Origin of the sequence: Leclercia adecarboxylata (assembly GCF_006874705.1) — a bacterium.
Lineage (GTDB): Bacteria > Pseudomonadota > Gammaproteobacteria > Enterobacterales > Enterobacteriaceae > Enterobacter > Enterobacter adecarboxylatus_C.
Window position 1 is genome coordinate 2525439 of record NZ_CP035382.1, and the last position, 25990, is coordinate 2551428.

Genomic DNA, 25990 nt, shown 5'->3' on the forward strand with positions numbered 1-25990 from the left:
TAAAAATGTGTCCATGACGTGGCGCATTAGAGGATGCCTGGTTAGCATAAGTTAATTACGCTTTTGCGCGGCACGATGCTGCATTTAATGACGATTAACAGAGGACGAGCGTGTGGTAAAAGCCAAACAGGTGGCCTGGCGAGTGCTTGCTGCCAGCGTCTGCGTGCTGACCATCAGCAGCGCGGCGCGAGCCGATTCACTGGATGAACAACGTAACCGCTATGCACAGATCAAACAGGCGTGGGATCAGCGACAGATGGAGACGGTGCAGGCCCTGATGCCGACGTTGAAAGACTATCCGCTGTATCCGTATCTGGAATACCGTCAGCTGACCGACGATCTGATGAACCAGCCGACGATCACCGTCAAAAACTTTATTCAGGCCAACCCGACGCTGCCGCCCGCCCGCACCTTGCAGTCGCGATTTGTGAACGAGCTGGCGCGTCGTGAAGACTGGCGTGGCCTGCTGGCCTTTAGTCCGGAGAAGCCGGGCACCACCGAAGCGCAGTGTAACTACTACTATGCGAAGTGGGCGACGGGTCAGCAGGAAGAGGCCTGGAACGGCGCCAAAGAGCTGTGGCTGACCGGGAAAAGCCAGCCCAACGCCTGTGACTCGCTGTTCGGCGCCTGGCGCGCGTCCGGCAAACAGGATCCGCTGGCGTATCTCGAGCGGATCCGCCTGGCGATGAAAGCGGGCAACACCCGCCTGGTGACCACCCTCGCCGGGCAGATGCCGCCGGAGTATCAGACCATTTCCAGCGCCTTAATCCAGCTGGCAAACGATCCGAAGACGGTGATGGATTTTGCCCGCAACACCGGGGCTACCGATTTTACCCGTCAGATGGCGGCGGTGGCCTTTACCAGCGTGGCGCGGGACGACGTGGAAAATGCCCGGCTGATGATCCCGACCCTGGCCCAGGCCCAGCAGCTGAATGAAGATCAGACCCAGGAGCTGCGCGATATCGTGGCGTGGCGACTGATGGGCAGCGATGTCACTGATGAACAGGCCCGCTGGCGCGACGATGCGATTATGCGGTCGCAGTCCACCTCGCTGGTGGAGCGACGGGTGCGTATGGCGCTGGGCAACGGCGATCGCCGCGGCCTGAACACCTGGCTGGGGCGTCTGCCAATGGAAGCTAAAGAGAAAGATGAATGGCGCTACTGGCAGGCCGATCTCTTGCTGGAGCGGGGGCGCGACGACGAGGCGAAATCGATTCTGCATGCTCTGATGCAGCAGCGTGGTTTCTATCCGATGGTGGCGGCTCAGCGCCTTGGCGAAGAGTACAGCCTCAGGATTGATAAAGCGCCGGCCGGCGTCAACGCGGCGCTGGTAAACGGGCCGGAAATGGCGCGGGTGCGCGAGCTGATGTACTGGAATCTGGATAACACCGCCCGCAGTGAATGGGCCAATCTGGTTACCAGCCGCACCGTACAGGAGAAAGCCCAGCTGGCGCGCTATGCCTTCGATAACCGCTGGTGGGATCTGAGCGTGCAGGCGACGATCGCCGGCAAGCTGTGGGATCATCTCGAAGAGCGTTTCCCTCTGGCCTATAAAGATCTCTTCGATCGTTACACCAGCGGGAAAGACATTCCGCAGAGCTATGCGATGGCGATCGCCCGCCAGGAGAGCGCCTGGAACCCGAAAGTGCGCTCGCCGGTGGGGGCCAGCGGTCTGATGCAGGTGATGCCTGCCACCGCCGCCCATACGGTGAAGAAGTTTAATCTGCCGGGCTACAGCAGTCCGTCGCAGCTGCTGGATCCCGAAACCAACATCAACATTGGCACTACCTATCTGCAGAGCGTCTACAACCAGTTCGGTGATAACCGCATCTTCGCGTCAGCAGCTTATAACGCTGGCCCGGGGCGGGTGCGCACCTGGCTTGGCAACAGCGCCGGACGCATCGACGCGGTGGCCTTTGTCGAGAGCATTCCGTTCTCGGAAACCCGCGGCTATGTGAAGAACGTGCTGGCGTATGATGCTTACTATCGCTACTTCATGGGACAGAAAGATGCCCTGATGAGCGACAGTGAGTGGCAGCGACGTTACTGATCGGTGTGGGTTATGTTATGCTTGTACTCGTTTAAGAGTACAACAGGCGGCATAACATGACCCAGCATTCCCCTTATTCATCGGCTATGGCCGAGCAACGTCATCAGGAGTGGCTTCGTTTTGTGGAGCTGCTTCGCCAGTCTTATGAACAGGATCTGCATCTGCCGCTGTTGCAGCTGATGCTCACCCCCGACGAGCGCGAGGCGCTGGGCACGCGGGTGCGGATCATCGAGGAGTTGCTGCGCGGCGAGATGAGCCAGCGTGAGCTGAAAAGCGAGCTGGGAGCGGGGATCGCAACCATCACCCGCGGATCGAACAGCCTGAAATCGGCGCCGGTTGAGCTGCGCCACTGGCTCGAACAGGTATTGCTTGAGGGCAAACCGTAGGCCGGATAAGGCGAAGCCACCATCCGGCAATGCTGCGGCAATTAACGGTAAATCGCATTATGAAACGGGCTCAACGCCAGAATCACCGCCTGGTGGTAAACGCTTGAGCGCGTCAGCACCCCGGCGGTAAAGACCCCAATCGCCCCCTCTTTACGGCCAATCTCATCGATGCCCGTGTACTGCGACATCACCGGGCCGAGCGCTTCACCTTCGCGCACTTTATCCAGAATGATCTCTGGTAGCGGCAGAGTGGCCGAGCGCGCTTCACCGCGCCGATCCCGGCTCTCGATCACCACCCAGCTAAAGGTTGCGCCTTCGTCAATGCCCGCTTCAATCGCCACCCAAAAGTCCGCTTCGGGACAGGCGGCTCTGGCATTCGCCACGCGGTTTCGTGCGCCAGCGCGTGTTTCTTCGCTGCCGAATGGCTGTTCCGGGACGCCGCTCTCGACGCTGACGGACGCAATATGGCAGGATCCTTCGCCGAAGATCTCGTCAAATGCCCTTAGAATTGCCTGAATTTTGGCAGGATTAGTGGTAGCAGAGACAACCTGGTGCATAATTAAGCCTAACTCTAAAAATATCATCGCAGTATAACGGAAAAAAAGCATGTTACAGGTATACCTTGTTCGCCACGGTGAAACGCAGTGGAACGCCGAGCGACGTATTCAAGGCCAGTCAGACAGTCCACTTACTGCCAAGGGCGAGGAACAGGCCCGTCAGGTTGGCGAACGCGCCAGAACACTGGGCATCACCCATATCATCGCCAGCGATTTAGGTCGCACGCGACGCACAGCAGAGATTATCGCGCAGGCCTGCGGCTGCGATGTCACTGTGGATGCTCGCCTGCGCGAGCTGGATATGGGGGTGCTGGAACAGCGCCTTATTGATACCCTGACCGAAGAGGAAGAGGCATGGCGTCGCACGCTGGTTAACGGCACTGAAGAGGGTCGCATACCGGAAGGTGAATCGATGCTGGAGCTGAGCGAGCGTATGCACGCGGCGCTGGCGGCCTGTCTGGAGCTGCCCGAGGGCAGTCGACCGCTGCTGGTCAGTCACGGTATGGCGTTAGGTTGCCTGGTCAGTACGATCCTCGGGCTGCCGGCATGGGCTGAGCGCCGCCTGCGTCTGCGTAACTGCTCGCTTTCCCGCATCGACTATCAGCAGAGTCCGTGGCTGGCGTCAGGCTGGATTGTGGAGATGGCAGGGGATATCTCGCATCTCGATGCCCCTGCGTTAGATGAGCTGCAGCGTTAACGGCGAACGGGGATCAGATATTCGCAGCGCAAATCGATTGGGCGTTCATCCGGCTTAACATCCGTTGACGGATAGTAACGCTCAATATCCTGACCTTTTCTGCGATTCAGGTTCAGCATCGGCATGCAGGTACCGTAGACCGTCATGATAAAGTCCTGCACGCCGGTTCCCAGCCCTTCATAGGTGAACATCACGTATTCACCCCCTTCCAGTACCACCGGTTTCGAGCCCTGAATATAGCCGTTGGCCATCTCAGGCGTTAACGCCGTGGTGTAGAAGACCTCCTGCTCGTCATCTTTTTCAAGGCTTGGACGCGTCTCGTTCAGGCCATAGAGCAATGGCGGAATGGCCGGGGCGTGGCTGAGGAAATCACGCCAGAACTGGACACGCATCTGATGACGAAATTCGGAGATCTGCTCCAGCGAGCAGGAGTAACTTTGGGTCGTGCCGACCAGGTGAGTTTCCGGCAGGGTGACCATTTCGTGCTTCGGCATTTCGAACTCGCCCAGACGCAGCGGCGGACGCATACCGAACGAGCTCCAGTCCGGCGAGCGGCGATAGAGCGCAGGGGTCAACGAGAACTGTTTTTTGAACGCGCGGGTAAAGGTCTGCTGCGAATCAAAGCGATACTGTAAGGCGATGTCCAGAATAGGACGCGCAGTCAGGCGAAGCGCCACGGCGGATTTGGAAAGACGACGCGCGCGGATATAGGCGCCGATAGCGTGACCGGTGACATCCTTGAACATTCTTTGTAAATGCCACTTAGAATATCCCGCTTTTGCCGCCACATTATCGAGTGACAAAGGCTGGTCCAGATGGCCTTCCAGCCAGGTAAGAAGATCGCGAATAATTCCAGCCTGATCCATATACTATCCTCATCCTTAATACAGCAGATACCCTGCTAACAGGTTAGCGGATAATAGCATTTTTTGATGTTTTAGCATTCAGTGTTTTTTTTGCGCTTAAATGCGTTTCGCCCTCTATTCCGGAAGGATATATTCTAATCCTGTGATCTTGCTGCTTTTTTTCATATGATTGTTGAATAATGACTCAGTGCAATTTTTAAATATGGTAACAATATGAAATACAAGACATTGATCCTCACCACGCTGCTGTTATTAACCGGTCATGCCGCGCAGGCAGAAGAAATTGGTTCCGTTGATACCGTATTTAAGGTTTTCGGGCCTGACCATAAAATTGTCGTTGAAGCCTTTGACGATCCCGATGTGAAAAACGTCACCTGCTATATCAGCCGGGCGAAAACTGGCGGTATCAAAGGCGGACTGGGGCTGGCGGAAGACACTTCCGATGCGGCGATCTCCTGTCAGCAGGTGGGGCCGGTTGAGCTGAGCGATAAGATCAAAAACGGCAAGTCACAGGGCGAAGTCGTATTCCAGAAACGCACCTCACTGGTGTTCAAAAAACTGCAGGTCGTACGTTTCTATGATGCGAAGCGTAACGCGCTGGCCTATCTCGCCTACTCGGATAAGGTCGTGGAGGGATCGCCAAAAAATGCGCTGAGCGCGGTGCCGATTATGCCGTGGCATTAAGTCAGGAATACCCCATGCAGCAACCCGTGGTCTGGCTGGTTGAAGACGAAATCAGTATCGCTGAAACGCTGATCTACATGCTTCAGCAGGAGGGCTTTGCAGTGAAGGCCTTCGAACGCGGCCTGCCCGTGCTGGAGGAGGCGCGCCGGCAGATCCCGGCGCTCGCCATTCTTGATGTCGGCCTGCCGGACATCAGCGGCTTTGAGCTGTGCCGCCAGCTGCTGGCGCAGCATCCCGCGCTGCCGGTGCTGTTCCTGACGGCCCGCAGCGATGAGGTGGACAAGCTGCTCGGGCTGGAGATCGGGGCTGATGATTATGTCGCCAAGCCCTTCTCGCCCCGGGAAGTGTGCGCCCGGGTGCGAACGATTTTACGGCGGATGCAAAAATCCGCTGCGCCGTCTGAGATCGTCCGTATCGGCCAGTTTGAGCTGAACGAGCCCGCCGCCCGCATCAGCTGGTGCGGAGAGCCGTTGCCGCTGACGCGCTACGAATTCCTGCTGCTCAAAACGCTGCTGCATGCGCCAGGCCGCGTCTATTCCCGGCAGCAGCTGATGGATAAAGTCTGGGGGGAGGAGGGCGACAGCTTCGATCGCACCGTCGACACCCATATTAAAACCCTGCGTGCCAAGCTGCGGGCGGTGAACGATCGGCTTTCTCCCATCAGCACCCACCGCGGCATGGGCTACAGCCTGGGATTATATTAATGCGCATCGGCATGCGGCTGTTGCTGGGGTACTTCCTGATTGTGGCCATTGCCGCGTGGTTTGTGCTGTCGATCTTTGTCCAGGAGGTGAAGCCCGGCGTGCGCAGGGCAACGGAAGGGATGCTGATCGACACCGCCACGCTGCTGGCCGAAGTCGGACGGGAGGATCTGCTTTCGGGTGATGCGCAGCAGGGCAGGCTGGCGCAGGCCTTTTCGCAGCTCCATCAGCGACCCTTTCGCGCCAACATCGGCGGCATTCACAAAGTGCGCAACGAGTATCATGTCTACATGACCGATGCCCAGGGCCGTGTGGTGTTTGATTCCGCTGGCCTTGCGGTGGGGAAGGATTACTCGCGCTGGAACGACGTCTGGCTGACCCTGCGCGGTGAATATGGCGCCCGCAGCACCCCGGGCAACCCGGATGATCCCGAGAGTACGGTGATGTACGTTGCCGCGCCGGTGGTCGATCGGGGCAGGATCATCGGCGTGCTGTCGGTCGGAAAGCCCAATAGCGCAATGGCGCCGGTCATCAAGCGCAGCGAGCGGCGGATCCTCTGGGCCGGCGGGGCGCTGCTGGGCATTGCGTTGCTGATTGGCCTGGCCGTGGCCTGGTGGATCAACCGCTCGATTCACACCCTGTCGCGCTATGCCGACTCGGTCACCAGCGATACCCCGCTGCCGTTGCCCGATCCGGGCAGCAGCGAACTTCGCAAGCTGGCACAGGCGCTGGAGAATATGCGTATTCGCCTCGAAGGGAAGAATTATATTGAACACTATGTTCATGCGCTTACCCACGAGCTGAAAAGTCCGCTGGCCGCAATTCGCGGCGCGGCGGAAATTCTGTCCGAACAGCCGCCGCCTCAGGTGGCCGCGCGGTTTATCGACAATATCCTGGTGCAAAATACGCGCATGCAGTCGCTGGTGGAAAAGCTCCTCGCCCAGGCTCGTCTTGAGAATCGGATAGAGATTGTCCCGGTGAGCGTCAGCGTTGATGTACTCTTTACGCGGCTTGCCGATGCGCGCGCGGCAACGCTGGCAGCGAAAAACATCACCCTGACATTTCAGAGCACTTCGTGCCGCGTGGCGGGCGATCCCGAGCTGCTTGAGCAGGCGCTGGGCAATTTGCTGGATAACGCCATCGATTTCACCCCGCCGGGTGGAGCAATCCAGCTTGCGGCCACGGAAGCCCACAGGCAGGTGAACATCACCGTAACCGACAGCGGCGGTGGGATCCCGGATTACGCCCTGGCGCGGATTTATGAACGCTTCTACTCGCTCCCGCGCTCGAACGGGCTGAAAAGCAGCGGGCTCGGGCTGGCCTTTGTGCAGGAGGTAGCGCGTCTGCATCAGGGCAGCATCGATTTGCAAAACCGGCCCGAAGTCGGCGTGACGGCCACGCTGACACTTCACCGTCCCTTCACATAACTTCAAACTGGCCCCACATAGCGCAGTTAGGCTCTCTTCATCACAAAGGAGAGCCACTATGAAATCCCCCCTGTTCTGGAAAGTCAGCACCCTGTTGGGGTGCATTCTGCTGTTACTCGTCCCGCTGTTTATGGTGGGTAATCTGATTTCGGAGCGCGAGAGCTACCGCAACGCGGTCGAAAACACGCTGCGTCAAAGCACCAGTGGCCCACAGCAGCTGGTTGGCCCGCTGATCGCCATTCCGGTGACGGAGATTTACTACAAGCTGGAGGACGAGAAAAAAGTTGAGTATAAGAAAAGCTATATGCACTTCATCCTGCCGGAGTCGCTGTTAGTCGAAGGTAATCAGCACGTTGAGACGCGCAATATCGGCATCTATGACGGGCAAATCTGGAACACCGATCTCAGGATCAAAGCCCAGTTTAATACCGATAAACTGGCGCAGCTGAAGGGTGAAACCATGACCCTGGGGCAGCCTTTTATCGTGGTTGGCGTCGGTGATGCGCGCGGAATTGGCGTGGTGAGCGCGTCAAAAATCAACGGTGAGACCTTAAGCATTGAGCCCGGCTCAGGTGTGCACGGGGCGTTATCCGGCATCCATATGCCCCTGACCGACAACGCGCTGGCGCTTAAAACCTTCACCCTGGAGATGTCGTTGAATCTGGCGGGCACCGGCAGTTTCGCAGTGGTTCCGGTGGGGCGCAACAGCGAACTGACCCTGACCAGCAACTGGCCGCATCCGGGTTTTATGGGTGACTACCTGCCGGTTAAGCACCAGATTAGCGACTCGGGCTTCCAGGCGAACTGGAAAAGCAGCTGGTTTGCCAACAACCTGGCGGGCTGGTTCAACGACAGGGAGACGCCCGAATGGCAGACTATCCCGGCCTTTAGCGTGACGGTCGCCACCCCCGCGGATCAGTATCAGCTCACGGACCGCGCGATTAAGTACGCCATTCTGCTGATTGCCCTGACCTTTATGGCTTTCTTTGTCTTTGAAACCTTAACCGGGCTGCGCCTGCATCCGATGCAGTATCTGCTGGTCGGTCTGTCGCTGGTGCTGTTCTATCTGGTGCTGCTGGCGCTGTCAGAGCATGTTGGTTTTACACCCGCCTGGATTATTGCCAGCCTGGTGGGAGCGGTGATGAACGGCGTTTATCTGCAGGCGGTGCTGAAAAGCTGGAGACGCAGCGGCATGTTTGTGGTGGCGCTGCTGGGGCTGGACGTGGTGATGTGGTTCCTGCTGCGTTCGGAAGACAGCGCACTGCTGCTGGGTTCTGCCGTTCTGGCACTGGCGTTGTTCGCAGTGATGTATCTCACCCGTCACTTTGACTGGTACTCGCTTTCCCAGCCGAAACGCCCGGAGCCACCAGCCGAACCGGATAAAGATGCGATGCGGTTATGGAAATAAAAAAACGGCGCGAAAGCGCCGTTTTTTTATGGCCGATCTGCGGGATTACTCCTGCAGGTCGCCGCAGAAACGATAGCCTTCACCGTGGATGGTGGCGATGATTTCTGGGGTATCCGGCGTGGATTCGAAGTGTTTACGAATACGGCGGATGGTAACGTCAACGGTGCGGTCGTGCGGCTTCAGCTCACGGCCGGTCATTTTTTTCAGCAGTTCTGCACGGGACTGGATCTTGCCCGGATTTTCGCAGAAGTGCAGCATGGCGCGGAATTCGCTGCGCGGCAGTTTGTACTGGTCGCCCTGAGGGCTCACCAGCGAACGGCTATTAATATCAAGTTCCCAGCCGTTGAATTTGTAGCTGTCTACGCTACGACGCTCTTCGCTGACCGTGCCCAGGTTCATGGTGCGGGACAGCAGATTGCGTGCACGAATGGTTAACTCGCGAGGGTTAAAAGGTTTGGTGATATAGTCATCCGCACCGATTTCCAGGCCAAGAATTTTATCAACTTCATTGTCGCGGCCGGTCAGGAACATTAACGCAACGTTCGCCTGCTCGCGCAGCTCGCGCGCCAGCAGAAGGCCGTTTTTACCCGGCAGGTTAATGTCCATGATGACCAGGTTGATATCATTTTCAGAAAGGATCTGATGCATCTCTGCGCCATCGGTCGCTTCAAAGACATCGTAGCCTTCTGCTTCGAAAATGCTCTTTAACGTGTTGCGTGTTACCAACTCGTCTTCAACGATAAGAATGTGCGGGGTCTGCATGTTTGCTACCTAAATTGCCAACTAAATCGAAACAGGAAGTACAAAAGTCCCTGACCTGCCTGATACATGCCACAAATTAACATGACCGGCGTAACGTGACTAAAGTACGTAATTGCGTTCTTGATGCACTTTCCATCAACGTCAACAACATCATTAGCTTGGTCGTGGGTACTTTCCCTCTGGACCCGACAGTGTCAAAAACGGCTGTCATCCTAACCATTTTAACAGCAACATAACAGGTTAAGAGGCACCGGACACCCAATAAAACTACGCTTCGTTGACATATATCAAATTCAATTGTAGCACGTTAACAGTTTGATGAAATCATCGTAGCGGATTGCTAGCCTTTGTCACATTTTTTCAATAAACCAACCAGTTGCGTTCATTAATTAATAAACAAGGCGAATCCAATGTCAACACCCGGTAAAAGAAAGTATTATCATTATTAAACATAAGGATAAGTGCTATTCTGTAACATTATCGTGTAAGGTTCACTGATGAAATAGTTTAGTAATTTTAATTTGTAGTGAAACGCTATTTCGGTGATTTGTGTTGCAATTTTGTAAATTCGTGCCGCGTAATATGATGATGTCCATCACATTTTTGTCGGCTAACTGCTTAAAAAGAGAGCATAAATGCATTTGTCAATCGTACTGGTATCCCCCGCAAGAGCAGAAAACATTGGTGCCGCCGCGCGCGCCATGAAGACCATGGGGTTTACCGATCTACGTATCGTTGCCAGTGACGCCCAGAACGATCCGGCGGCGCGGCGTGTTGCGCACGGCTCGGGAGATATTCTCGATAATTTAACGACTTATGAAACGCTCGCAGACGCGCTGCACGACATTTCTTTTACGGTTGCCACCACTGCCCGCGGCCGTTCGAAGTTCCATTACTATGCCACGCCGGCTGAACTGGTGCCGCTGATGGCAGAGAAAAGCCAGTGGATGCCGAAGATGGCGCTGGTTTTCGGGCGCGAAGATTCCGGCCTGACCAATGACGAGCTCGCCCTGGCAGATGTATTGACCGGCGTGCCGATGGTGGCGGATTACCCGTCGTTGAATTTAGGTCAGGCGGTGATGGTGTATTGCTATCAATTAGCCTCTCTGATGCAAATGCCGGTTGCCCCGGTGGCCGAAGTAGATGAAAACCAGCTTGCCGCTTTACGTGCGCGCACCGATCGTCTGCTGACATCGCTGAACGTCGCTGACGATCAAAAAATGGTGGAGTGGCTACAGCAGCGGCTGGGCCTGTTAGCTCAGCGAGACACGGCAATGTTGCACCGATTGCTGCACGATATCGAAAAAAAGCTGGCAGAGTAAAAGTCCGTCATATCTTTTAGTTATGGTTAAATATTCCAGACTATGGGTTGCATACGGCCCGATCCGGGCAGAAATAAAATCTCAGACAGCGAGACGTGACAGGGTCGGGAAAGGCGCTTAAATCAGAAATTCGTTGACTTAGCGGCACGTATGCTTTAACCAATAGAGGTAGACAGCACAGACAGATAATAATACAGAGTACACAACATCCATGAAACGCATCAGCATCACCACCATTACCACAACCATCATCATTACCACAGGTAACGGTGCGGGCTGACGCGTACAGGAAAGAAAGAAAAAAGCCCGCACCTGAACAGTGCGGGCTTTTTTTTCGGCTAAAGATCACGAGGTAACAACCATGCGAGTGTTGAAGTTCGGCGGTACATCAGTGGCAAATGCAGAACGATTTCTGCGTGTTGCCGACATCCTGGAGAGCAATGCCAGGCAGGGGCAGGTGGCGACGGTACTCTCTGCCCCGGCTAAAATTACCAACCACCTGGTGGCGATGATTGAAAAGACCATTGGGGGTCAGGATGCACTGGTGAACATCAGCGACGCAGAGCAGATCTTTGCTAACCTGCTGCAGGGCCTGGCGGATGCCCAACCTGGCTTTCCGCATGCCCAGCTGAAAGCTTTTGTTGAGCAAGAGTTTGCCCAGATTAAACACGTTCTGCATGGTATCAGCCTGTTGGGGCAGTGCCCGGACAGCATTAACGCGGCGCTGATCTGCCGCGGTGAAAAACTCTCTATCGCCATCATGGCGGGTCTGCTGGAAGCACGTGGCCATAACGTCACGGTGATCGATCCGGTTGAAAAACTGCTCGCTGTTGGCCATTACCTCGAATCCGCCGTAGATATTGCCGAATCTACCCGTCGCATTGCGGCAGGCAAAATTCCTGCTGACCATATGATCCTGATGGCGGGCTTCACCGCCGGGAATGAAAAAGGGGAGCTGGTGGTGCTGGGCCGTAACGGCTCCGACTACTCTGCCGCCGTGCTGGCCGCCTGTCTGCGTGCCGACTGTTGCGAGATCTGGACCGACGTCGACGGCGTGTATACCTGCGACCCGCGCCAGGTGCCGGATGCCCGTCTGCTGAAGTCGATGTCTTATCAGGAGGCGATGGAGCTCTCCTACTTCGGCGCCAAAGTTCTTCATCCTCGCACCATTGCCCCCATCGCCCAGTTCCAGATCCCATGCCTGATTAAAAACACCGGTAATCCGCAGGCGCCAGGCACGCTGATTGGTGCCAGTAATGACGAGGACGGCCTGCCGGTTAAAGGCATCTCCAACCTCAACAACATGGCGATGTTCAACGTCTCCGGGCCGGGTATGAAAGGCATGGTGGGGATGGCGGCACGCGTCTTTGCCGCTATGTCGCGCAACGGCATCTCGGTAGTGCTGATCACCCAGTCTTCTTCCGAATACAGCATCAGCTTCTGCGTCCCGCAGGTGGACTGCCTGCGTGCCCGTCGGGCGCTGGAGGAGGAGTTCTACCTCGAGCTGAAAGAAGAGTTGCTGGAGCCCATTGCCATCCAGGAGCATCTGGCGATCATCTCTGTGGTGGGTGATGGCATGCGCACTCTGCGCGGCATCTCGGCGAAATTCTTTGCGGCGCTGGCGCGGGCGAACATTAATATTGTCGCCATTGCCCAGGGCTCCTCAGAGCGCTCCATCTCCGTGGTGGTGAATAACGACGATGCTACCACCGGCGTACGCGTCACTCATCAGATGCTGTTCAACACCGATCAGGTCATTGAAGTGTTCCTGATTGGCGTCGGTGGCGTGGGCGGTGCGTTACTGGAGCAGCTCAAGCGTCAGCAAGAGTGGCTCAAGAAAAAGCATATCGATCTGCGCGTCTGCGGCATTGCAAACTCCAAAGCCCTGCTGACCAATGTTCACGGGCTGAACCTCGAGAACTGGCAGGCAGAGCTGGCGGAGGCGAAAGAGCCGTTCAATCTGGGCCGCCTGATCCGTCTGGTGAAAGAGTATCATCTGCTGAACCCGGTGATTGTCGACTGTACCTCGCACCAGGCGGTGGCCGATCAGTACGCCGACTTCCTGCGTGAAGGCTTCCATGTGGTCACGCCGAACAAAAAGGCCAACACCTCGTCGATGGATTACTACCATCAGATGCGCCACGCGGCGGCGAAATCCCGCCGTAAGTTCCTCTATGACACCAACGTCGGCGCGGGGCTGCCGGTTATCGAAAACCTGCAAAACCTGCTCAATGCCGGTGATGAACTGCAGCGTTTTTCCGGCATCCTGTCGGGCTCGCTCTCCTTTATCTTCGGCAAGCTGGACGAAGGGATGAGCCTGTCAGAAGCGACCAAAGTGGCGCGCGAGCTGGGTTACACCGAGCCGGATCCGCGTGACGACCTCTCCGGAACCGACGTGGCGCGTAAGCTGCTGATCCTCGCCCGTGAAACGGGACGTGAACTGGAGCTGTCGGATATCGTGATCGAGCCGGTTCTGCCAGAAAGCTTTGACGACTCCGGCGATGTGGCGACCTTTATGGCGAATCTGCCGCAGCTGGATGACGCCTTCGCAGCCCGCGTTGCAAAAGCCCGTGATGAAGGGAAGGTATTGCGCTATGTTGGCAACATCGAAGAAGACGGCGTCTGCCGGGTGAAGATGGCGGCGGTAGACGGTAACGATCCGCTGTTCAAAGTGAAAAATGGCGAAAATGCCCTCGCGTTTTACAGCCACTATTATCAGCCACTGCCGTTGGTCCTTCGCGGCTATGGCGCAGGGAACGATGTGACGGCGGCGGGCGTATTTGCCGATCTGCTGCGTACCCTGTCATGGAAGTTAGGAGTTTAACATGGTTAAAGTTTATGCCCCGGCTTCCAGCGCCAATATGAGCGTCGGGTTTGATGTGCTGGGCGCGGCGGTGACGCCGGTGGATGGTTCATCGCTGGGGGATACTGTCACGGTTGAGGCCGCAGACAGTTTCAGTCTGAGCAACGTCGGGCGTTTCGCCAGCAAGCTGCCGTCCGATCCGCGTGAGAATATCGTTTATCAGTGCTGGGAGCGTTTTTGTCAGGAGATCGGTAAAAACGTGCCGGTTGCCATGACCCTGGAAAAAAGCATGCCGATTGGCTCCGGGCTGGGCTCAAGTGCCTGTTCAGTGGTGGCCGCGCTGGTGGCGATGAACGAGCACTGCGGCAAGCCGCTGAATAACACCCGCCTGCTGGCCCTGATGGGCGAGCTGGAAGGGCGCATCTCTGGCAGCATTCATTACGATAACGTCGCCCCCTGTTTCCTGGGCGGCATGCAGCTGATGATCGAAGAGAACGGCATCATCAGCCAACAGGTGCCAGGCTTTGACGAGTGGCTGTGGGTGCTTGCCTACCCGGGCATTAAAGTGTCGACCGCCGAAGCGCGCGCCATACTGCCAGCGCAGTACCGCCGTCAGGACTGTATTGCGCACGGTCGTCATCTGGCTGGCTTTATTCATGCCTGCTATACCCGTCAGCCGCTACTGGCGGCAAAACTGATGAAAGATGTTATTGCCGAGCCATACCGCACCAAACTGCTGCCTGGCTTCAACGAAGCGCGTAGCGCGGCGCTGGATATCGGCGCCCTGGCCTGCGGTATTTCCGGTTCCGGTCCGACCCTGTTTGCCCTGTGCGACAAACCGGATACGGCGCAGCGGGTCGCGGAGTGGCTGGGGAAAAATTACCTGCAAAATCAGGAAGGCTTTGTTCATATTTGCCGTCTGGATACGGCCGGCGCACGAGTACTGGGATAAACAATGAAACTCTACAATCTTAAAGATCATAACGAGCAGGTGAGCTTTGCACAGGCCGTCACACAAGGTCTGGGCAAAAACCAGGGGCTGTTCTTCCCGCACGACCTGCCGGAGTTTGGTCTGACCGAAATCGACGAGATGCTGAAACAGGATTTCGTTACCCGCAGCACCAAAATTCTCTCCGCGTTTATCGGGGACGAAATTCCGCAGGAGCTGCTGGAGGAGCGCGTCCGCGCGGCCTTTGCTTTCCCGGCACCGGTAAGCCAGGTTGAGCCGGACGTCGGCTGTCTGGAGCTGTTCCACGGCCCGACGCTGGCGTTTAAAGATTTTGGCGGGCGCTTTATGGCGCAGATGCTGACCCATATCAGCGGCGATAAGCCGGTTACCATTCTGACCGCGACCTCCGGCGATACCGGTGCGGCAGTTGCGCATGCCTTCTACGGCCTGAAAAACGTGCGCGTGGTGATCCTCTATCCGCAGGGAAAAATCAGCCCGCTGCAGGAAAAACTGTTCTGTACCCTCGGCGGCAACATTGAAACCGTCGCCATCGACGGGGACTTCGATGCCTGCCAGGCGCTGGTTAAACAGGCCTTCGACGACGAAGAGCTGAAGGTGGCGCTGGGTCTTAACTCCGCCAACTCCATCAACATCAGCCGCCTGCTGGCGCAGATTTGCTACTACTTCGAAGCGGTAGCCCAGCTGCCGCAGGAAGCGCGTAACCAGCTGGTGATCTCGGTGCCGAGCGGCAACTTTGGCGACCTGACTGCCGGCCTGCTGGCGAAGTCACTGGGCCTGCCGGTGAAACGCTTTATCGCTGCCACCAATGCCAACGACACGGTGCCGCGTTTCCTGAAAGAGGGCAAGTGGACGCCAAACACTACGCAGGCCACCCTGTCCAATGCGATGGATGTGTCACAGCCTAACAACTGGCCGCGCGTGGAAGAGCTGTTCCGCCGTAAAATCTGGCGTCTCAATGAGCTGGGCTATGCTGCGGTAACGGACGACACTACCAGAGAGACCATGCGTGAGCTGAAGCAGGTGGGCTACACCTCCGAGCCGCACGCGGCGGTGGCGTATCGCGCTCTGCGCGATCAGCTGAACCCGGGCGAGTACGGCCTGTTCCTCGGCACCGCCCATCCGGCGAAGTTTAAGGAGAGCGTGGACGAGATCCTCGGTGAGTCGCTGCCGATGCCCAAAGAGCTGGCCGAGCGTGCCGATCTGCCGCTGCTGTCGCACAACCTGCCGGCCGATTTCGCCGCGCTGCGTCAGTTGATGATGACCCGCGGGTAAGCCTGTTTGCCCGGTGGCGCTACGCTTACCGGGCTTACGCAAAGCATTTGTAGGTCGGGTAAGGCGAAGCCGCCGCCCGGCAAAAATCCAGCCCGGGTGCGCGCCATCGCCACCCGGCTTTTTTATGGAGAAATTAAGGAGAAAACTAGCAGGGAAAAAGCAGAAATTCCCAATAAATGCGGTCACTTACAGAATAGGATTGCAGAGAATAACATCCTCCCCGCCCCTCACGTAATCTCCTTACATCGGCCCACATCGGGCAAGAATAATAAGGAGTAACCTATGTCTAAACTGAAACCTGCACTTATCGCACTTTCGCTGATGCTGGTGGCTCCGATGGCGGTTCAGGCCGCTGAGATCACCCTGGTACCGGCGGTCAAACTGCAGATTGGCGATCGGGATAATCGGGGCCATCACTGGGATGGCGGCCGCTGGCGTGACAATGACTGGTGGAAGTCTCACTACGAGTGGCGCGACAACCGCTGGCGTCCGCATGGCGAGCATCATGATAATCGCCATCACGATCGTCATGATGACCATCGTCCCGGGCCGGACCGGAAACATCATTAAACTCACCCCGCCAACCGGCGGGGTTTTGCATTACTGCTCGTGGCGCTTAAACACCAGCTCACCTTTCCCTGACGCTTCCTCGTCAAAGAAATAGCCTTCGCTGTTAAATGCCTTCAGCTGCTCTGGCTGCGTCAGACGATTTTCAATGATGTAACGGCTCATCAGTCCGCGCGCTTTTTTGGCGTAGAAGCTGATCACTTTGAACTTGCCGTTCTTCTCATCGAGGAACACCGGCTTAACGATCTCCGCGTTCAGCTTTTTCGGTTTTACCGATTTGTAGTACTCATCCGACGCCAGGTTGATCAGGACATTGTCGCCCTGCGCCTGCAATGCATCGTTCAGCGTGTTGGTGATGGTCTCGCCCCAGAAGTGATAGAGATCTTTGCCTTTCGCGTTCTCCAGACGGATCCCCATCTCCAGACGGTAGGGTTGCATCAAATCCAGCGGACGCAGCACACCGTACAGGCCGGAGAGCATGCGTAAATGCTGTTGGGCAAAATCAAAGTCAGCCTCGCTGAAGGTTTCCGCCTGCAGGCCGGTATAGACGTCGCCTTTGAAGGCCAGAATCGCCTGGCGTGCGTTCGAAGGCGTGAAATCCGGCTGCCAGTCGTGGAAGCGGGTGGTATTAAGATCCGCCAGCTTGTCGCTGATGCTCATCAGGGTTGCAATTTGCGGCGCTGAAAGCTTGCGTGCCTCGCGGATCAGCTGTTGCGAGTGATCCAGCAGTTCAGGCTGGGTATAACGCTCGGTGGCGAGTGGGCTCTGGTAGTCGAGCGTTTTAGCAGGTGAAATCAGAATCAGCATATCCAGTCCTTGCAGGAGATTTGGTGCGATTTTAACAAAAAAACCGCCTCGATTGATCGATGGCTGTTATTGACGCGGCAAATCATCCCAGGCGCCAGGGGCCAGTTGCGAAGCGATCTCGGGATAACGCGAGACATCAAAAACAGGCTGGACCCCCAGCTTCCGCTGGCGCAGGTAATCCCGGGCAATCAGCGTAATGACCGGGGAGAGCAGCAGGATCGCCGTCAGGTTAGTGATTGCCATCAGCGCCATAATGATATCCGCCAGCTGCCAGACCACTGGCAGGCTTAACAGGGAGCCGAGCAGCACCATCAGCACTACGCCACCCCGTAACAGCCAGCGGGATTTCCGGGCATCGGGATGCAAAAAGATCAGGTTGTTTTCGGCATAGATGTAGTTCACCACGATGGAGCTGAAAGCGAACAAAAGGATGATAAAGGCCACGAAGTCGGCACCCCAGCTTCCGGTGAGATTGACCAGCGCCTGTTGAATCAGCTGCACGCCTGCGGTATTGGCCGGGAGATCCACCGGCCCTGCCAACAGCACGATCATCGCGCTGGCGGTACAGATGATGATGGTATCAACGAAGACGCCAATCATCTGCACGATCCCTTGGGAGGCCGGGTGAGGGGGCCAGGAGGCTGCGGCAGCAGCGGCATTGGGAGTTGACCCCATGCCCGCTTCGTTGGAAAACATTCCGCGCTGAAAACCGGCCGTCAGGGCCTGGCTCAGGGTATAGCCCAGCGCACCTGCGGCGGCTTCACGCCAGCCAAAGGCGCTTTTTACGATCAGGGTAAAGACCGCCGGTAGCTGGTCGGCATGCCAGGCACAGACCACCATGCTGGCGATCACCCACAGCAGCGCCATCACCGGCACCATCCACTGCATCAGCCGGGCAACGCCTTTGATGCCGGTGAGGATCACCACCAGCGTGAACAGCGCCATCACGCCGCCGGTGATAAATTCCGGACAGTTGAAGGCGAAACGCAGGGCGTGGGCAACGGAGTGGGCCTGAACGGTATTAAAGATCAGACCGTAGGCGACGAGTAAAAAGAGAGAAAACAGCACGCCCATCCAGCGCATACCGAGGCCGCGGGCCATATACCAGGCCGGGCCGCCGCGAAACTGCCCCTGTTTATCCGCTTCCTTATACAGCTGGGCCAGCGAACACTCGGCAAAGGAGGTGGCCATGCCGATGATGGCGGTCATCCACATCCAGAAGATGGCCCCCGGTCCGCCCGCCGAGATCGCCAGCGCGACCCCGGCCAGGTTACCGCTGCCGACCCGGGCCGCCAGGCTGGTACAGAGCGCCTGGAACGAGGTTAAACCTCCCGGCTGGGGGCTCAGGCTGTTTTTCAGATTATTGCGCAGCTGGGGAATAGAGCGAAACTGAATAAAACCGCAGCGAAAAGTGAACCAGATACCTGCCGCAAACAGCAGGTAAATCATCACCGAACCCCACAGGATTTCATTAATAAACGACAGATAATCAGGCATTAACGTCCCTCTTGTTGATGCCAAAGTGCATAGGTAATCGCTACTAATGAGTGAGTAAACAGGTAATTAGCAGTGCGGAATTTTGCCAAGTTTATCACAGGATCCTTCAGCGCATTGTCTGCGGTTGCGCTGACCTTCCGTCGTGTTATCATCAGGGCAGACCGGTTACATCCCCCTAACAAGTAAACCTGTCATTTTTCCGTTTCTGGCATCCTGCTGGTAACGCGAATGATCCAGGGCAAGTTAAAGAGAAACACTATCATGACGGATAAATTAACCTCCCTTCGTCAGTTCACGACTGTTGTCGCTGACACCGGAGATATCGCGGCAATGAAGTTGTACCAGCCGCAGGATGCCACAACGAACCCTTCTCTGATCCTTAACGCTGCACAGATCCCTGAATACCGCAAACTGATCGACGACGCCGTTGCCTGGGCGAAAAGCCAGAGCAGCGATCGTGCACAGCAGGTAGTGGATGCTACCGACAAGCTGGCCGTTAACATTGGTCTGGAAATTCTGAAGCTGGTTCCGGGCCGTATCTCGACTGAAGTGGATGCGCGTCTGTCCTACGACACCGAAGCGTCCATCGCCAAAGCCAAACGCCTGATCAAGCTGTACAACGATGCTGGCATCAGCAACGACCGTATCCTGATCAAACTGGCTTCCACCTGGCAGGGCATCCGCGCTGCAGAACAGCTGGAAAAAGAGGGCATCAACTGTAACCTGACCCTGCTGTTCTCCTTCGCTCAGGCGCGTGCCTGTGCAGAAGCGGGCGTGTTCCTGATCTCTCCATTCGTTGGCCGTATTCTGGACTGGTACAAATCCAATACCGACAAGAAAGAGTACGCGGCGTCTGAAGATCCGGGCGTGGTTTCCGTTACCGAGATTTACGAGTACTACAAACAGCACGGCTATGAAACCGTGGTGATGGGCGCAAGCTTCCGTAACGTGGGCGAAATCCTGGAGCTGGCTGGCTGTGACCGCCTGACCATCGCACCTGCGCTGCTGAAAGAGCTGGCAGAAAGCGAAGGCGCGATCGAGCGTAAGCTGAGCTTCAGCGGCGAAGTGAAAGCCCGTCCTGAGCGCATCACTGAATCCGAATTCCTGTGGCAGCACAACCAGGATCCAATGGCGGTAGACAAACTGGCGGACGGTATCCGTAAGTTTGCTATCGACCAGGAAAAACTGGAAAAAATGATCGGCGAACTACTGTAATCATTCCCGCGTGACCGGGCCTCCGGTCACGCTACTTCTCTTGTTCCCTGTCTGAATCCTCCTGCTGCGTGTATCATTCCCTCAATCTGTATTGTTTGAATGGAATGGATATGAATACCTTACGCATTGGCTTAGTTTCCGTCTCAGATCGCGCCTCCAGCGGTGTCTATGAAGATAAAGGCATCCCCGCGCTGGAAGCCTGGCTGGCTTCTGCCCTGACCACCCCTTTTGAAGTGCAAACCCGCCTGATCCCCGATGAACAGGCGATCATCGAGCAAACCTTGTGTGAACTGGTTGATGAAATGAGCTGCCACCTGGTGCTGACTACCGGCGGTACCGGTCCGGCACGTCGCGACGTGACGCCGGATGCGACTCTCGCCATCGCCGATCGTGAAATGCCGGGCTTTGGCGAACAGATGCGCCAGATCAGTCTGCACTTTGTGCCGACGGCGATCCTCTCCCGTCAGGTGGGGGTGATCCGCAAGCAGGCGCTGATCCTCAATTTACCGGGCCAGCCAAAGTCGATTAAAGAGACGCTGGAAGGGGTGAAAGAGGCCGACGGTAAGGTGGTGGTCGCAGGTATCTTCGCCAGTGTACCTTATTGTGTACAGCTTCTTGAGGGGCCTTACGTCGAAACCGATCCGCAGGTGGTAGCAGCTTTTCGCCCGAAAAGCGCGAGACGTGAAACAATCTCCTGAAATTAACAATAATGTGACATAAGCTGTAACGGAAGTAGCGGGCTAATTGATTTACGGTATAGTAATTTTTTCTTTACGATAGCTGTAAATATAACTCAACAATTCAGCCCATAATGGTTCGCTATGTCACATTACAACCGGCCTCTCAATCGTCAGGATTATAAGACTCTCACGCTGGCCGCACTCGGCGGCGCGCTGGAGTTTTATGACTTCATTATTTTCGTCTTTTTCGCGGCTGTCGTCGGGGCGCTGTTCTTCCCGGCTGATATCCCTGAATGGCTGCGTCAGGTGCAGACCTTTGGCATTTTTGCCGCCGGGTATCTGGCGCGTCCGCTGGGCGGCATCGTGATGGCCCACTTCGGCGACCTGGTGGGACGCAAAAAGATGTTCACCCTCAGCATTCTGCTGATGGCCGTTCCGACCCTGGCTATCGGCCTGCTGCCGACCTATGCATCGATGGGAATTATTGCCCCGGTATTGCTGCTGCTGATGCGGATCCTGCAGGGGGCGGCGATTGGCGGGGAAGTACCTGGCGCCTGGGTCTTTGTGGCGGAACATGTTCCGGCCCGGCGGATCGGCATTGCCTGCGGCACGCTGACCGCAGGGCTGACGGTCGGTATTCTGCTGGGCTCGGTTGTGGCGACGCTGGTGAACACCAGCATGACCCAACAGGCGGTGCACGACTGGGGCTGGCGTATTCCGTTCCTGCTGGGCGGTGCCTTTGGTCTGGTGGCGATGTATCTGCGCCGCTGGCTGCAGGAGACGCCGGTCTTCCTTGAAATGCAGCAGCGCAAGGCGCTGGCGCAGGAGCTGCCGGTCAAAGCGGTGGTGGTAAGACACAGAAAAGCGGTGGTGGTGTCAATGCTGCTCACCTGGCTGCTGTCGGCGGGCATCGTGGTGGTGATTTTGATGTCGCCGGTCTGGCTGCAAAAACAGTACGGCTTTGCCCCGGCGGTAACGCTGCAGGCCAACAGCATCGCGACCATTATGCTGTGCTTCGGCTGCCTGATTGCCGGGCTGGCGGTGGATCGTATCGGTTCCAGCCTGACCTTTATCATCGGCAGCCTGCTTCTTGCCGGGGCGAGCTGGGCATTTTATCACCTGGCGGGCAGCCATCCTGAGCAGCTGTTCCTGCTGTACGGCATGGTCGGGCTGTGCGTCGGCGTGGTGGGGGCCGTGCCGTACGTGATGGTCCGCGCCTTCCCGCCGGAAGTGCGCTTCACCGGGATCTCCTTCTCGTATAACGTCTCCTACGCCATCTTCGGCGGGCTGACGCCGATTGCGGTTACCCTGCTGATGGGGGTGTCGCCAATGGCCCCGGCCTGGTACGTGCTGGCGCTCTCGCTGATGGGCCTGGGGTTAGGCCTCTGGCTGCGCCAGAAGCCCGTAGAAGCGCCGGTCCTCGCCGGATAAAGACAAGGCCGGGCAATGTGCCCGGCCTTTTTGTTAGTGCGACGGGGTAAAGCTCAGGACGATATTGTCATCCGGAATGTGGGTAAAGTTTTTGATAATGGCGTGGTAGTCCGCCAGCGGATCCACATCCTTAAACAGCGTCGGGTAGAAGATTTTGCTCAGCATCTCAATGGCGACGATGTTGTACGGGTTGTTGTAGAAGTGGTGATAGAGCGCCCCGGTGTGGCCTTGCGCGACGGCCGGAATACTGGCGACGCCCTGACGCGTCAGCAGGGCAGTAAAGGCTGCGCTGACATCATTTGCCGGGACGTTATAGCCAAACGGGATGATCGCCGTGCCTTTGCCCGGGCGTTTTGAGCCGGTCATCAGGTAGTAATCCGGATTGAGGGAGATAATCTTCTCCACCGCGATATTCCCGGTTGCCCCCGGCAGCAGCTGCGAACCGATATTAGTCCCGCCTGCGGCTTCGACCAGCCCACCCCAGCCGTTACGCGCGTGGGTGAAGCAGCAGCCGTTATCCAGCCCGCCCACACCGGCAATCGGTTCGATAAAGACCAGCGGTTTTTTGCTGGTCGTTGCCAGACGCTGGTGGATCGTATCCAGACGCTGCTGATAGAAATCGATATAGGCCTGCGCACGATCGGTCTGGCCCATGACTTTACCCAGCAGGGCAATGCTCGGCAGGGTGTTCTCCACCGGGTGCAGTTCGTAATCCACGAAGACAACCGGAATATGCAGGGCTTCGAGCTGCGCCAGGACGCCTGTCTGCACCAGCGACGGCTTAGCGCGAAGCTGGGCAATCATCAGATCGGGCTGGCGGGAGATCACCGTTTCGAGATCGACATTTCCCTGGTCGGAAAACTTCATGTCGAGGATCGTCTCCGCTTCCGGCCATTTGCGCTTCAGGACGTTCCAGGTTTCGGTGTCCTGCTTCTTCGGCAGGTTGTTCCACGCTACTACTCTGGAGAAGGGGTTATCACGCTCCAGCAGGGCCAGAGCGAAGATGTCGCGTCCGTCCTGCAGAATGATGCGCTGCGGCTTGTGTTCAACAGTGACCGTGCGGTTATCCAGATCCTTCACCGTCACCGGCCAGCTCTGTGCCTGGGTGAGTAAAGGTGAAAGTAACAGTGCCAGGCCGCCTGCGGCGGCAATGAGTTTTTTCAGCGTCATGTTTTCCCCGTCTTCTTCTTATGGCGTTAACCCGTCGACCACCACATGCGGCAGCCCACGGGAACAGTATTCAACCCGGCCATCCACGCCGTATACCGTCGCCAGATTGGCGGGGGTGACAACCTCACCCGGCAGACCGCTGGCAATCAGCTCGCCGCCTTTCAGCATCAGGGCAAAATTCGCATGGCGCAGGGCAATGTTGATGTCGTGGATCACCACGACGGTGACGATATTGCGCAGCCGCGTTTCGCGGGCGACGATATCCATCACATGGAACTGGTAGTTGAGGTCGAGCGCGCTTAAGGGCTCATCCAGCAGCAGCAGATCCGGCTCGCGGATGAGGGACTGGGCAAGGCCAATCAGCTGTTTTTGTCCGCCGGAGAGTTGGTCGAGAAAGCTCATCGCCAGATGGGCGACGCCCAGTTTTTCCAGAATGGAATACGCTTCCTGTTCGACATTGCGACCAGAAGGGCTGCCGCTGGCCCGGCGGGCGACGATGACCGACTCCAGGGCATGCAGATGTACCCCCTGCGGCAATGATTGCGGCAGATAAACTACCTTCTGCGCGCGTTTTGCCGCGGGCAAGGTCATCAGATCTTCGCCGTTGAGCTGTAACGCTCCCTGGGCGGGGTTGAGGTCAGCCAGAGCGCGCAGCAGGGTGGATTTCCCCGAGCCGTTCGGCCCCAGCAGGGCGGTGATCTGCCCGCGAGGGAGTAATGGGGTGTTCAGCCCACTGATGATCTTTTTCTTGCGATAGCCGGTGTGCAGATCGCGGACGCGCAGGCCCTCGGTCATACGTTCCCCCTGTTACGGATAATAATGCTGAGGAAGAACGGCACGCCCACCAGCGAGGTGACGATACCCACGGGAATAATGACGCCGGGAACGATGTTCTTGGAAAATACCGAGGCCAGGGAGAGCACCAGCGCGCCAATCAGCATGCTGCCGGGCAGATAAAACCGGTGATCCTCGCCAAACATCATGCGGGCGATATGCGGTGCCACCAGGCCGATAAAGCCGACCGGGCCGACAAAGGCGACCGTCAGGGCCGAGATAATACTGATGCGTAACAGCGTCGACAGGCGTAGCTTTTTCACGTTGATACCAAAGCTGACGGCACGATCTTCACCCAGACGTAACGCCGTCAATTTCCAGGCGTTCTTCAGCGACAGCGGCACGATAATCAGCAGCGCCACGGCCAGGATCGCCAGCTTATCCCACGAGGCTCTCGCCAGGCTGCCCATCGTCCAGAAGACCAGCCCCTGCAGGGTATCTTCGCTGGCAACGAACTGCAGGATGGAAATCAGTGCGTTAAAGGTAAAGACCAGGGCGATACCAAACAGCACCACGCCGGAGGTCGCCACGCGGGTCCAGCGGCTGATGCCATCCAGAATAAAGCAGGCCAGCAGAGCGAAGACAAAGGCATTCGCCGGAATGAACCACTTATCGGCAATGCCGGGAATGCCTAAACCGAGCACAATCGCCAGAGCGGCACCAAAAGAGGCGGCAGAGGAGACACCAAGTGTAAACGGGCTGGCGAGCGGGTTATTGAGGATGGTCTGCATCTCGGCCCCGGCCAGCCCCAGCGCCATGCCGACGGCGACGGCCATCAGGGCGAACGGCAGCCGTAGCTCCCAGACGATCACCCGCGTCCCGGCGTCGGCCGCGGCGGCGTTGATTAAGGTATGCCAGAGAGTGGAAACGGAGATGCCTGACGGACCAAGCGTGAAATCGAGGATCAGGGAGCAAATAATAAAGAAGAACAGCACCCCTGCCAGGGCAAAGCGCCGGATGAGAACCTTACGGTAATGTGACGCAATAATGGATTCGCCAGTGTGATCGCTGGCGGCAAGGCTGGAATTCATCAGTTAACCTTATGCAACACAACAGAATCGTTTCATCCCCTTGCGTTCCATGTCGGGTACTGCCTGATATCCATTATCCGGGATGTGCCGGGTCACACTAATCGCAATGATAATGCTTATCAATTGAATAAGGTGATTATTGCCATCCCGTTTAATCATCGTTTCTGTTGTGGCTGAAAATTGACCGGGTTTAAACGCGAAGGGGCATTCACAGGGGAGACGATTTCGCGCCCGCAGGGCGGGCACGAAGGGGGATCAGTGTTTTTCACCAATCGGCAGAATGGTGCGATCGAACTGCTCGTTCAGTACTTCACCCATCGCCAGATAGATGGCGCTGGCGCCGCAGACCAGGCCAATCCAGCCCGCCACGTGGATAATGGACTCGCCGTTATCCACCAGGTGGCCCACACACAGCAGGGCGAACAGCACGGTCAGGCTCAGGAACACGAACTGGAGCGCGCGGTTACCTACCAGGGTGCCGAAGAACATGAACAGCGTGAACACGCCCCACAGGCCCAGATAGACGCCCAGGAACTGTGGGTTCGCCGCTTCGGTCAGACCCATTTTCGGCATCAGCAGAATGGCGACCAGGGTCAGCCAGAAAGAGCCGTAAGAGGTGAATGCAGTTAAACCGAAGGTATTGCCTTTCTTATATTCCAGCAGGCCCGCGAAGATCTGTGCGATACCGCCGTAAAAAATGCCCATCGCCAGGATAATGCCGTCCATCGGGAACATCCCGATATTGTGCAGGTTCAGCAGAATGGTGGTCATGCCGAAACCCATCAGGCCCAGCGGAGCCGGATTAGCCAACTTAGTGTTGCCCATAAGTCCTCAAAAAAATCATCATTAATAT

General features: G+C 56.9%; 26 protein-coding genes and 1 other annotated feature. Of the genes, 17 read left to right on the forward strand and 9 right to left on the reverse strand.

The window, feature by feature from the left end:
* The first annotated feature begins 112 nt into the window (after positions 1-112).
* Both sltY and trpR read left to right on the forward strand, forming a co-directional pair.
* Positions 113-2050 (forward strand): murein transglycosylase, encoded by a 1938-nt coding sequence (sltY, locus tag ES815_RS13035; RefSeq protein ID WP_142488160.1) that lies wholly within the window; start codon positions 113-115, stop codon positions 2048-2050.
* A gap of 56 nt (positions 2051-2106) precedes the next feature.
* On the forward strand, positions 2107-2436 hold the full coding sequence (gene trpR / locus ES815_RS13040; RefSeq protein WP_142488161.1) for a trp operon repressor: 330 nt from the start codon (positions 2107-2109) through the stop codon (positions 2434-2436).
* A gap of 41 nt (positions 2437-2477) precedes the next feature.
* Here the strand turns inward: trpR and yjjX are convergent, their stop codons facing one another.
* Positions 2478-2993: an inosine/xanthosine triphosphatase gene (gene yjjX / locus ES815_RS13045; protein WP_142488162.1), complete on the reverse strand. Its 516-nt coding sequence runs from the start codon at positions 2991-2993 to the stop codon at positions 2478-2480.
* A gap of 49 nt (positions 2994-3042) precedes the next feature.
* On the opposite strand from yjjX, the gene gpmB reads away from it, so the two are divergent.
* Positions 3043-3690, forward strand: coding sequence for a 2,3-diphosphoglycerate-dependent phosphoglycerate mutase GpmB (gene gpmB / locus ES815_RS13050; RefSeq protein WP_142488163.1), 648 nt, complete (start codon positions 3043-3045; stop codon positions 3688-3690).
* Here gpmB and robA read toward each other — a convergent pair.
* Complete coding sequence (gene robA, locus ES815_RS13055) at positions 3687-4556, reverse strand: MDR efflux pump AcrAB transcriptional activator RobA (protein ID WP_142488164.1); 870 nt, start codon at positions 4554-4556, stop codon at positions 3687-3689. The genes gpmB and robA overlap by 4 nt on opposite strands.
* A gap of 213 nt (positions 4557-4769) precedes the next feature.
* Here robA and creA point away from each other — a divergent pair, with 213 nt between their 5' ends.
* Genes creA through creD form a run of 4 tightly spaced genes read left to right on the forward strand, consistent with a single transcriptional unit; the run spans position 4770 to position 8776 of the window.
* On the forward strand, positions 4770-5240 hold the full coding sequence (gene creA / locus ES815_RS13060; RefSeq protein ID WP_142488165.1) for a protein CreA: 471 nt from the start codon (positions 4770-4772) through the stop codon (positions 5238-5240).
* A gap of 14 nt (positions 5241-5254) precedes the next feature.
* Entirely contained in the window at positions 5255-5944 is a 690-nt protein-coding gene (gene creB / locus ES815_RS13065) for a two-component system response regulator CreB (RefSeq protein WP_142488166.1), read from the forward strand.
* The gene (creC, locus tag ES815_RS13070; RefSeq protein WP_142488167.1) at positions 5944-7368 is read left to right on the forward strand and encodes a two-component system sensor histidine kinase CreC; all 1425 of its coding nucleotides are present in this window, start codon (positions 5944-5946) and stop codon (positions 7366-7368) included. Before creB ends, creC begins: the two co-directional genes overlap by 1 nt.
* Positions 7369-7426: 58 nt before the next feature.
* Positions 7427-8776 carry a cell envelope integrity protein CreD gene (gene creD, locus ES815_RS13075; protein WP_142488168.1) on the forward strand — a complete coding sequence of 450 codons (1350 nt, stop codon included), beginning with the start codon at positions 7427-7429 and terminating at the stop codon, positions 8774-8776.
* A gap of 45 nt (positions 8777-8821) precedes the next feature.
* Here creD and arcA read toward each other — a convergent pair whose 3' ends face one another.
* On the reverse strand, positions 8822-9538 hold the full coding sequence (gene arcA, locus ES815_RS13080; protein ID WP_032616427.1) for a two-component system response regulator ArcA: 717 nt from the start codon (positions 9536-9538) through the stop codon (positions 8822-8824).
* A 95-nt stretch (positions 9539-9633) separates the two neighbouring features.
* Here arcA and yjjY point away from each other — a divergent pair, with 95 nt between their 5' ends.
* From yjjY to ES815_RS13115, 7 genes are all read left to right on the forward strand, one after another.
* On the forward strand, positions 9634-9774 hold the full coding sequence (gene yjjY / locus ES815_RS13085) for a protein YjjY (protein WP_001541509.1): 141 nt from the start codon (positions 9634-9636) through the stop codon (positions 9772-9774).
* Between the two features lie 399 nt (positions 9775-10173).
* Entirely contained in the window at positions 10174-10860 is a 687-nt protein-coding gene (locus ES815_RS13090; RefSeq protein ID WP_142488169.1) for a tRNA/rRNA methyltransferase, read from the forward strand.
* A 211-nt stretch (positions 10861-11071) separates the two neighbouring features.
* Positions 11072-11140: a thr operon leader peptide gene (thrL, locus tag ES815_RS13095; RefSeq protein ID WP_103181027.1), complete on the forward strand. Its 69-nt coding sequence runs from the start codon at positions 11072-11074 to the stop codon at positions 11138-11140.
* Positions 11079-11196 (forward strand) — a sequence feature (Thr leader region). (Overlaps the previous gene by 62 nt.)
* Positions 11197-11221: 25 nt before the next feature.
* Positions 11222-13684 (forward strand): bifunctional aspartate kinase/homoserine dehydrogenase I, encoded by a 2463-nt coding sequence (gene thrA, locus ES815_RS13100; protein WP_142488170.1) that lies wholly within the window; start codon positions 11222-11224, stop codon positions 13682-13684.
* 1 nt (position 13685) lies between these two features.
* Positions 13686-14615: a homoserine kinase gene (gene thrB, locus ES815_RS13105; RefSeq protein WP_142488171.1), complete on the forward strand. Its 930-nt coding sequence runs from the start codon at positions 13686-13688 to the stop codon at positions 14613-14615.
* A gap of 3 nt (positions 14616-14618) precedes the next feature.
* Positions 14619-15905 (forward strand): threonine synthase, encoded by a 1287-nt coding sequence (gene thrC, locus ES815_RS13110; protein ID WP_142488172.1) that lies wholly within the window; start codon positions 14619-14621, stop codon positions 15903-15905.
* A gap of 282 nt (positions 15906-16187) precedes the next feature.
* Complete coding sequence (locus tag ES815_RS13115) at positions 16188-16475, forward strand: DUF2502 domain-containing protein (RefSeq protein ID WP_142488173.1); 288 nt, start codon at positions 16188-16190, stop codon at positions 16473-16475.
* A gap of 30 nt (positions 16476-16505) precedes the next feature.
* On the opposite strand, the gene yaaA is transcribed toward ES815_RS13115, so the two are convergent.
* Positions 16506-17279, reverse strand: coding sequence for a peroxide stress protein YaaA (yaaA, locus tag ES815_RS13120; RefSeq protein WP_142488174.1), 774 nt, complete (start codon positions 17277-17279; stop codon positions 16506-16508).
* A gap of 66 nt (positions 17280-17345) precedes the next feature.
* A complete protein-coding gene (locus ES815_RS13125) occupies positions 17346-18776 on the reverse strand; it encodes an alanine/glycine:cation symporter family protein (protein WP_142488175.1) in 1431 nt (476 codons plus the stop codon).
* A gap of 261 nt (positions 18777-19037) precedes the next feature.
* Here ES815_RS13125 and tal point away from each other — a divergent pair, with 261 nt between their 5' ends.
* From tal to ES815_RS13140, 3 genes are all read left to right on the forward strand, one after another.
* Entirely contained in the window at positions 19038-19991 is a 954-nt protein-coding gene (gene tal / locus ES815_RS13130; protein WP_142488176.1) for a transaldolase, read from the forward strand.
* 110 nt (positions 19992-20101) lie between these two features.
* Complete coding sequence (gene mog, locus ES815_RS13135; RefSeq protein ID WP_077227125.1) at positions 20102-20689, forward strand: molybdopterin adenylyltransferase; 588 nt, start codon at positions 20102-20104, stop codon at positions 20687-20689.
* A gap of 123 nt (positions 20690-20812) precedes the next feature.
* Entirely contained in the window at positions 20813-22102 is a 1290-nt protein-coding gene (locus ES815_RS13140) for an MFS transporter (protein ID WP_142488177.1), read from the forward strand.
* A 33-nt stretch (positions 22103-22135) separates the two neighbouring features.
* Here the strand turns inward: ES815_RS13140 and ES815_RS13145 are convergent, their stop codons facing one another.
* The 4 genes from ES815_RS13145 to satP form a co-directional block, all read right to left on the reverse strand.
* Positions 22136-23272 (reverse strand): ABC transporter substrate-binding protein, encoded by a 1137-nt coding sequence (locus tag ES815_RS13145; RefSeq protein ID WP_142488178.1) that lies wholly within the window; start codon positions 23270-23272, stop codon positions 22136-22138.
* 18 nt (positions 23273-23290) lie between these two features.
* A complete protein-coding gene (locus tag ES815_RS13150; RefSeq protein WP_142488179.1) occupies positions 23291-24067 on the reverse strand; it encodes an ABC transporter ATP-binding protein in 777 nt (258 codons plus the stop codon).
* The gene (locus tag ES815_RS13155; RefSeq protein WP_142488180.1) at positions 24064-25137 is read right to left on the reverse strand and encodes a FecCD family ABC transporter permease; all 1074 of its coding nucleotides are present in this window, start codon (positions 25135-25137) and stop codon (positions 24064-24066) included. Before ES815_RS13155 ends, ES815_RS13150 begins: the two co-directional genes overlap by 4 nt.
* A 255-nt stretch (positions 25138-25392) precedes the next feature.
* Positions 25393-25962, reverse strand: coding sequence for an acetate uptake transporter (gene satP / locus ES815_RS13160; protein ID WP_142488181.1), 570 nt, complete (start codon positions 25960-25962; stop codon positions 25393-25395).
* Positions 25963-25990: the final 28 nt, after the last annotated feature.